Origin of the sequence: Lutibacter sp. (assembly GCF_040883305.1) — a bacterium.
Classification (GTDB): domain Bacteria; phylum Bacteroidota; class Bacteroidia; order Flavobacteriales; family Flavobacteriaceae; genus Lutibacter.
The window spans coordinates 1-9209 of record NZ_JBFLKT010000257.1 but is presented as its reverse complement, the minus strand read 5'-3'; the positions used below and the strand labels follow the sequence as shown (position 1 = coordinate 9209).

The 9209-nt window shown below is 29.2% G+C and carries 5 protein-coding genes and 1 pseudogene; all 6 read left to right on the top strand.

Features of this window, described 5'->3' with window-relative positions; genetic code table 11:
- Window positions 1-873: pseudogene (locus AB1Z17_RS08105) on the top strand (alpha-1,4-glucan--maltose-1-phosphate maltosyltransferase); the annotation flags it as partial.
- 7 nt (window positions 874-880) lie between these two features.
- Complete coding sequence (locus AB1Z17_RS08100) at window positions 881-2509, top strand: trehalose synthase (protein WP_368051296.1); 1629 nt, start codon at window positions 881-883, stop codon at window positions 2507-2509.
- Between the two features lie 3 nt (window positions 2510-2512).
- Window positions 2513-4420 carry a 1,4-alpha-glucan branching protein GlgB gene (gene glgB / locus AB1Z17_RS08095; RefSeq protein WP_368051295.1) on the top strand — a complete coding sequence of 636 codons (1908 nt, stop codon included), beginning with the start codon at window positions 2513-2515 and terminating at the stop codon, window positions 4418-4420.
- Window positions 4421-4559: 139 nt separating this feature from the next.
- Window positions 4560-6959 carry a glycoside hydrolase family 31 protein gene (locus tag AB1Z17_RS08090; RefSeq protein WP_368051294.1) on the top strand — a complete coding sequence of 800 codons (2400 nt, stop codon included), beginning with the start codon at window positions 4560-4562 and terminating at the stop codon, window positions 6957-6959.
- 102 nt (window positions 6960-7061) lie between these two features.
- The gene (gene fabG, locus AB1Z17_RS08085; protein ID WP_368051293.1) at window positions 7062-7808 is read left to right on the top strand and encodes a 3-oxoacyl-[acyl-carrier-protein] reductase; all 747 of its coding nucleotides are present in this window, start codon (window positions 7062-7064) and stop codon (window positions 7806-7808) included.
- Window positions 7809-7857: 49 nt separating this feature from the next.
- Window positions 7858-9209: VWA domain-containing protein (locus tag AB1Z17_RS08080; RefSeq protein ID WP_368051292.1), on the top strand; the 1352-nt coding region annotated here is incomplete at its 3' end.

The window sequence follows — 9209 nt, the reverse complement described above, 5'->3', positions numbered from 1 at the left end:
TGGGACGAATGTTTAGATACATTGTATTACTGGATTGATTGCGGAATTAAAGTATTTAGAGTGGATAATCCACATACAAAACCTTTTTATTTTTGGAATTGGATTATTTCAGAAGTAAAAGAGAAACATCCTGATGTATTATTTTTAGCAGAGGCGTTTACAGCTCCAAAAATAATGCAACAACTTGCAAAACAAGGTTATACACAGTCTTATACATATTTTACTTGGAGAAATAATAAACACGAATTAACAGAATATGTTGAGGAACTAACAAAAACGGATCAAAAAGAGTATATGAGACCTAATTTCTGGCCTAATACACCAGATATAAATCCATTTCATTTACAAGGAGCTAATGAGTCTAAATATATTCAACGCTATGTTTTAGCTGCAACATTAAGTTCTAATATTGGAATTTATGGACCTGTTTTTGAACAAATGATCGATGAACCAATAATTGGGAAAGAAGAATATTTAAATTCAGAGAAATTTCAAATTTGTGAGTATGATTGGTTTAAACAAAATAAATTGACATCTATAATTTCAAAAGTTAATAAAATTCGTAATAATCACAAAGCCTTGCAACAAACTAATAATATACGGTTTTGCACTATTAATAATGATAATTTAATTGCTTTTTATAAATGGGATGATGCCAAAGAAAACGAATTGTTAATTATTATTAGTTTAGATGAATATCATACGCAACAAGGTATGTTAAAACTACCATTGCATGAACTTGGAATAGGACATGGACATCACTTAAAAGTAACGGATTTAATTACCGAAATAACATATGATTGGCATGATGAATGGAATTTTATACAATTACAAACTTCAATACCATTTCATATATTCAAAATAACTAAATAAAAATAATATGTCTGAAAATGCTAAAGATTCTAAATTAGCTACCAAATATAATTTTGATGTTGCCTGGGAAGAACTGTTGGACAATAAAGATTTTTTAAAAGTATTTTTATCAGATGTACTTGAAAATTATATTGTTAAACAGCGCTGGTTTGGAGGAAAGGCTAGTAAAATTAAATATATAGAATTAGCTGAATACTTCAGAATTCAACAAAATAATGAAGTCTATTTCGGCTTGATTTTAGAAGTAGATTTTGTTGAAGCATTTTACCACCATTATTTTATTCCAATAGCATTTGTTTCTGATGAAAATTTTGCTAAAAAAGACAGAATTCTTCCTATAAGTATAAAAAATCAAGAAGGTTTTATTATTGATGCTGTTAACTTAGAAGCTTTTAGAAAACTTGTTTTTGAGCGAATTTCTAACGCAGAATTAATAGACAGAACAAAAGTTCAATATCATAAAAGTGAATTGTTTTCTAATATAGAATATTCATCATCTAAATTAATGGGGTTGGAGCAAAGTAACACTTCGTTAGTATTTAATGACAAATATGTTTTAAAATTTTTTCGTAGAATTTTTGCAAATAAAAATCCTGATTATGAAATGAATAGGTTTTTAACGGACAAGAAAGATTTTAAAAACACACCTCGCTATTTGGGTAGTATAAATTTTATAGATCAAGAAAATGAAGTTGTAACTATTGCTGTTATGCAAGAATTAGTGCCAAATGAAGGTGATGCCTGGGATGTTTTTTTAGTTGAAATTGATAAAGTTTTTGAAACTCTGGAAATTAAAAATATAGATGTCCATAATTTGCCTGAACCAGAACTTTATAAAAGTTTAAAAATACACGATATTCCTCATAGAATTATTGACTGGGTAGGATTAAACTTATTTTTGAAAATAAAAGTGTTAGCAAAGCGGACAGCCGAAATGCATATAAATTTAGGCTCAGAGTTTGAAGATACTGCCTTTACACCAACTCATTTTAATGGAGATTATGCTGTTTGGTTAAAAAATAGAATGATTTATCAATTTCAAAACAGGTTAAATAGTATTGAAAATAATTTGCATAAGCTAGATGAAAATAGTTTAGAAATGGCAAAAGATTTACTTAGTAAAAAAAGTTTAATACGAAGTAAATTTTTAAAATTTGATTGGACAAAATTAAAAGGAGAACGCATACGAGTTCACGGCGATTATCATTTAGGGCAAATTTTAGTTCAAAACGATGATTTTTACATTTTAGATTTTGAAGGAGAACCAGAAAGTACTATTAGAGACCGACAAGTAAAACAACCGCCAATGAAAGATGTCGCTGGGCTTTTTCGTTCTTTTCATTATGCAATCTATGCAACAATTTTCAACAATAAAGATAAGTTTAAACAACCTGAAAATGAGCTTTTTAAAGCAGCTGAATTATTATACGGTTATTTTACAGGTGTATTTTTGGGAACTTATATTAACACAGTAGAACAAGCTAATTTAAATATTGGCTATAGCCAAGAGCGTATTTTTATGCTAGAATATTGTTTATTAGAAAAAGCAATTTACGAATTAGGCTACGAATTAAATTCGCGCCCAAGTTGGGCAGTAATTCCTTTAAAAGGAATTTCAAACCTTATTAACAATTAATTTATGACACAAGTAAAATCATATAGTTTATTTACCGATTTTGATATTTCACTTTTTAAAGCAGGAAAACATTATCGTTTATACGAAAAATTCGGTTCACATATCACCACTTTAAATGGAGTGGAAGGTACCTATTTTGCTGTTTGGGCGCCAACAGCAAATCAGGTTTCGGTAATTGGGGATTTTAATCATTGGAAAGATGGAGAACATAAATTGAATGTTCGCTGGGATTCTTCAGGTATTTGGGAAGGTTTTATTCCTTTGGTAGAAAAAGGAATGACGTACAAATATAAAATCCATTCAAATAATAATGGATATGTTTCAGAAAAAGCAGATCCTTACGCCAGACGTTGCGAACATCCTCCAAAAACAGCTTCTATAGTTTGGGAAGATAATTACCAATGGAAAGATAAAAGTTGGTTAAAAACAAGAAAAGAACACAATGCATTAGACGCACCATATTCAGTTTATGAAGTACATTTAGGTTCTTGGAAAAGACACGCAACAGAAGATCGATTTTTATCGTATTTTGAACTTGCCGATGATTTAGTGAATTACGTAAAAGAAATGAATTTTACCCACGTAGAATTTATGCCAATTATGGAATTTCCATACGATCCATCTTGGGGATATCAAATAACAGGTTATTTTGCACCTACATCCCGTTTTGGATATCCAGACGAATTTAAATATTTAGTAGATAAACTACACGAAAGCGGCATAGGAATAATTTTAGATTGGGTGCCTTCACATTTTCCTGAAGATGCGCACGGTTTAGGTTATTTTGATGGATCAAATTTATATGAACATCCAGATAAACGAAAAGGATATCATCAAGATTGGAAAAGTTTAATATTTAATTATGAACGCAATGAAGTGCGTTCTTTTTTAATAAGTAATGCCATATTCTGGTTAGAACAATACCACGTAGATGGTTTAAGAGTTGATGCGGTTGCTTCTATGTTATTTTTAGATTATTCACGTGAAGATGGTGAATGGGAACCAAATATATATGGAGGAAATGAAAATTTAGCGGTTATTTCCTTCTTAAAAGAATTAAATGAAGAGGTTTATAAGTCGTTTCCAGATGTACAAACTATAGCTGAAGAATCTACAGCATTTCCAATGGTTTCTAAACCAACAGATATGGGTGGTTTAGGTTTTGGAATGAAATGGATGATGGGTTGGATGCACGATACGTTAGAATATTTTGGGAAAGATCCAATCTATAGAAAACACCATCAAAATGAGATTACTTTTAGTTTAGCGTATGCATTTACAGAAAATTTTATGTTACCTCTTTCACATGATGAAGTTGTATATGGTAAAAAATCTATTTTAGGAAGAATGCCAGGAGATGAATGGCAACGTTTTGCAAATCTTAGATTAATGTATGGTTATATGTTTACACACCCAGGTACAAAATTATTGTTTATGGGAAGTGAATTTGGTCAGCAACAAGAATGGAATTTTCAGGAAAGTTTAGATTGGCATATGTTAGAATACAAATCACATAAAGATGTACAAAATTATTATAAGGAATTAAATAAATTTTATAGATCCAGACCTGCTTTATTTGAAAAAGGTTTTAGCCAAGAAGGTTTTGAGTGGATTAGTTTAGAGGATGCTGAAAATTCGGTTATTTCTTATATCAGAAAAGGTAATAATGAAGCTGAAAATTTAGTAGTTGTCTGTAATTTTACTCCAAATATTTTAGAGAAATATAGAATTGGGCTTCCTTCAAAGGTAAAATTAAAAGAAGTTTTTAATAGTGATAGTAAAGACTTTGGAGGTAGTGGAATTAGAAATTCAAGAATGATAACTAGTAAAGCTGTTTCTTGGAACAATAAACCATATTCTGCTGAAATTAGGTTATCTCCCTTAGGAATTACAATTTTTGAGCTTAAATAGTATCAATTTCAATAATACATAAATTACACTGTTAATTTTTAATTTATTTAATAATTAAGGGTGTTTTTTTTGAATAAAAAACACGTCTAAATATTTAAAAATTAGTAGGTTTGCACAGCTAAAAAATGAATGTAAATATATGATCTTAAGTACAGAACTAGAATATAAAGGGAATTTATATCCTTCAAAAATAATTTTTTATAAAAAACATGTAAATATACTCTATTTTAAAAGTGAGAACAATGCAGTATTACAACTTACGGTTGAAAGAGATAGTGTTTTACGTTTTAGATATAGTACAACTGGTTTGTTTGAGAATGATTTTTCTTATGGAATAACTAAGTACGCAAGTAAAGGTTATAACCATTTAGAAATTACAGAAGACGATAAAAAATATATAATCACAACATCTAAATTAATTTGTCATATCTCCAAAACAGATATGAGAAAATCAATTTTTGATGCCAAAGATAAATCGTTAATTTTAGAAGATGAAATAGGCTTTCATTGGGAAGAAAGCTATCAGTTTGGTGGCGACATAGTAAAAATGTCTTTAGCTGCTCAGCAAGGTGAGAATTATTATGGATTAGGAGATAAACCTGTAGAAAATAATTTAAAAGGAAAGCGTTTTCAGAACTGGGTTACAGATTCCTATGCGTATGTAAGAGGTACAGATCCAATTTATAAAGCAATTCCATTTTATACAGCATTGCATAAAAATAAATCGTACGGAATCTTTTTTGACAATACATTCCGATCATTTTTTGATTTTTGTAAAGAAAAAAGAAATGTAACCAGTTTTTGGGCAGATGGAGGTGAAATGAACTATTACTTTATTTATGGTCCAGAAATGACTGATGTTGTTTCAAACTATACAGATTTAACTGGGAGACCGCAACATATGCCACCTTTATGGGCTTTAGGATATCACCAATGTAAATGGAGTTATTATCCAGAATCAAAAGTAAAAAAACTTGCAGCAAAATTTAGAGAGCTACAAATACCATGTGATGCCTTGTATTTAGATATTGATTATATGGAAGGTTTTAGATGTTTTACTTGGAATAAGGAATATTTTCCAGACCCAAAGAGAATGGTGAAAGAACTTGCTGATGATGGATTTAAAACAATCGCAATTATTGATCCAGGAATTAAAATTGATACTGAATATAGTGTTTTTAAAGAAGGTTTAGAAAATGATTATTTCTGTAAACGTGCAGATGGTCCATATATGAAAGGAAAAGTTTGGCCTGGAGAATGTTATTTTCCAGACTATACAAATCCAAAAGTTCGTGAGTGGTGGTCAGATCTATTTAAAGAATTAATTGAAGATATTGGTGTAAATGGTGTTTGGAATGATATGAACGAACCTGCAGTAATGGATGTTCCAGGTAAATCTTTTCCAGATGATGTGCGTCATGATTATGATGGAAATCAATGTAGCCATAGAAAAGCACATAATGTTTATGGAATGCAAATGGCACGTGCAACATACCACGGTTTAAAGAAATTTAGTTACCCTAAACGTCCGTTTGTAATTACAAGAGCTGCTTATTCCGGAACCCAACGCTATTCTTCTACTTGGACTGGAGATAATGTTGCAACTTGGGATCATTTATCTATTGCAAACCAACAAGCACAGCGTATGTGTATGTCTGGATTCTCATTTGTAGGATCAGATATTGGAGGTTTTGCAGAACAACCAACAGGAGAATTATTTGCACGTTGGATTCAATTAGGAGTTTTTCATCCATTTTGTAGGGTGCATTCTTCTGGAGATCACGGTGAGCAAGAGCCTTGGACGTTTGGTACAACAATAACCGATATAGTTAGAAAGTTTATAGAAATTAGATATCAATTATTACCTTATTTATATACCACCTTTTGGAAATATTCAAATGAAGGAATCCCAATCTTAAAATCATTAGTGTTATTTGATCAAAAAGATTCACATACACATTATAGAAATGATGAATTTATTTTTGGCGAAAAAATATTAATTTGTCCAATTTTAGAAGCAAATTCAAAAGGTAGACGTATGTATATTCCAAAAGGAAGGTGGTATAACTTCTGGGATAATACAATTATAACTGGAGGAGAAGAATTATGGGTGGATGCAGATATTGATAGTATGCCAATTTTTGTAAAAGAAGGGGCTATTATTCCTAAATATCCTATTCAGCAATATGTTGGCGAAAAAGTGATAGAACAATTAGAATTGGACGTATATTTCAAAGAAGGTAAAGAAACTTCTGAAGTTTACGAAGATGCACACGATGGTTACGATTATAAAAAAGGAAGATACAGTTTAAGAAATTTCAACCAAGTTGGAAAAAAACATTCCTTAACGCTTCAACAATTTAAATCTGGAAAATATATTACTAGTTACGATACTTTTAAAATTAATATTCATGGGTTACCATTTAAAATTACAAATATCGAGGTTGATAATGAAAAAATAGATATTTCTAATATTAACGGAAATGTTACTTTTGTTGTTACTAAAGAATTTAGAGAAATTTATATAACGAGTAAATAATTATAAAAAGAAGTAAAGAGACTGTTTGAAAAAGCAGTCTTTTTTATTTCAATTATGTATATTTGATTTATAATATCAACAAAATTTAAAAAATTAAACAGCATGAAACTTTTAGAAAATAAAACGGCTTTAATAACTGGAGCTACTAGAGGAATTGGAAAAGGAATTGCAGAAGTATTTGCAAAACAAGGAGCAAATGTAGCTTTTACATATAGCTCATCTGTTGATGCCGCAATAGCCTTAGAAAAGGAATTAGAATCTTATGGTATAAAAGCAAAAGGTTACCAGTCAAATGCTGCGAATTTTGATGCAGCGCAAGAATTAGCAGCCGAAGTTTTAAAAGAATTTGGAACTATAGATATATTAATAAATAACGCAGGAATTACAAAAGATAATTTATTAATGCGTATATCTGAAGATGATTTTGATAAAGTAATTGAAGTAAATTTAAAATCGGTTTTTAATTTAACAAAAGCCGTTATTAGACCAATGATGAAACAACGTGCAGGCTCAATTATTAATATGAGTTCTGTAGTTGGTTTAAAAGGAAATGCGGGTCAATCTAATTATGCAGCATCTAAAGCTGGTATTATAGGTTTTTCAAAATCTATTGCTTTAGAATTGGGTTCTCGTAATATTAGAAGTAACGTAATTGCACCGGGTTTTATCGAAACTGAAATGACAGCTAGTTTGCCAGAAGATACCGTTAAAGAATGGAGAAATTCGATTCCATTAAAAAGAGGTGGTACTCCAGAAGATATTGCAAATGCTTGTGTGTTTTTAGCTTCTGATATGAGTTCTTATATTACAGGACAAACATTAAGTGTTGATGGAGGAATGTTAACATAATTAAGTTAAAATAATTAAATTTTATTCAGAATAAAAGCAATTTATCTAAATGAAGACAGTCACTATTTTATTTATTATTTTAGCTGTTTTTGTTGCCTTATTTATAGCCTTTTTTCAATATATTTTTAAAAATAAAGAGAAAAGCCAATTAAATTATTGGCTTTCTTTTTTACGATTTTCTACAATTTTTGCACTTTTGCTATTAATTATTAATCCAACAATTAATAAAAAGAATAGTACTATAGTAAAGCCCAATTTATTGGTTGCAGTTGATAATTCAGTTTCCATAAAACACAGTTTACAAACTGAAAATGTTGAAAATTTAGTGCAACAATTAAAAAGTGATACTGAATTAAATTCTAAATTCGATATTAATTATTATGGTTTTGGAACAGGTTTATTCACGTTAGATTCTTTAAAATTTAATGAAAGTAATACCAATTTATCTAAACCTTTTTTAGAATTTTCTAACTTATATAAATCAGAAGATAACCCTGTTGTTTTAATAACTGATGGAAATCAGACTATTGGGCACGATGTTGAGTTTGTGAATTATAAAAGTCCTGTTTTTTCTTATATAGTAGGGGATACAACAACTTTTGAAGATATTGCAATCAGTAAATTAAACATCAATAAATATACTTATATCAATAATAAATTGCCAGTAGAATTATTTATTAATTACACAGGAAATAAAAGCATTTCAAAAAAGCTAACTGTTTTTGATAATAACACAAAGGTATATTCTAAAATAGTGGATTTTTCTTCAACTGAAAATGTACAAGAAATTTCTTTTTATTTAACAGCAACCTTTGCGGGAACACATTTTTATACTGCAACAATTGAAACTCTTGAAAATGAAAAAAACACAATAAATAATACTAAGAATTTTAGTATTAATGTTATAGAAGAAGCTTCGGAAATTTTAATATTAACTTCGGTAATTCATCCTGATTTGGGGATGTTTAAAAAATCTATTGAAAGTAATAAACAACGTTTTGTAACTATTAATACTGTTGAAAATTTTAAAGGTAATTTATCAGATTATCAATTGGTTATATTGTATCAACCAAACAATTTATTTAATACAATTTTCGCTGCTATTTCAGAAAAAAAATTAAATTATTTTATCGTTTCTGGATTGGCAACCGATTGGGGTTTTCTAAACAACAATCAAACCGATTTTAAAAAAAATGTACTTTCACAATCTGAAGAATACCATCCTGTTTTTAATTTAAATTATGGCAGTTTTATAAGTGCAAATATTGGTTTTTCTCGATTTGCACCTTTAGAAGATTATTTTGGTGAAATTAATTTTTCAATTCCAGTAAATACATTGTTATTTCAAAAAATTGGAACTATAGAAACGGAACAACCTTTATTAGCAACTTTTCAAAAAGG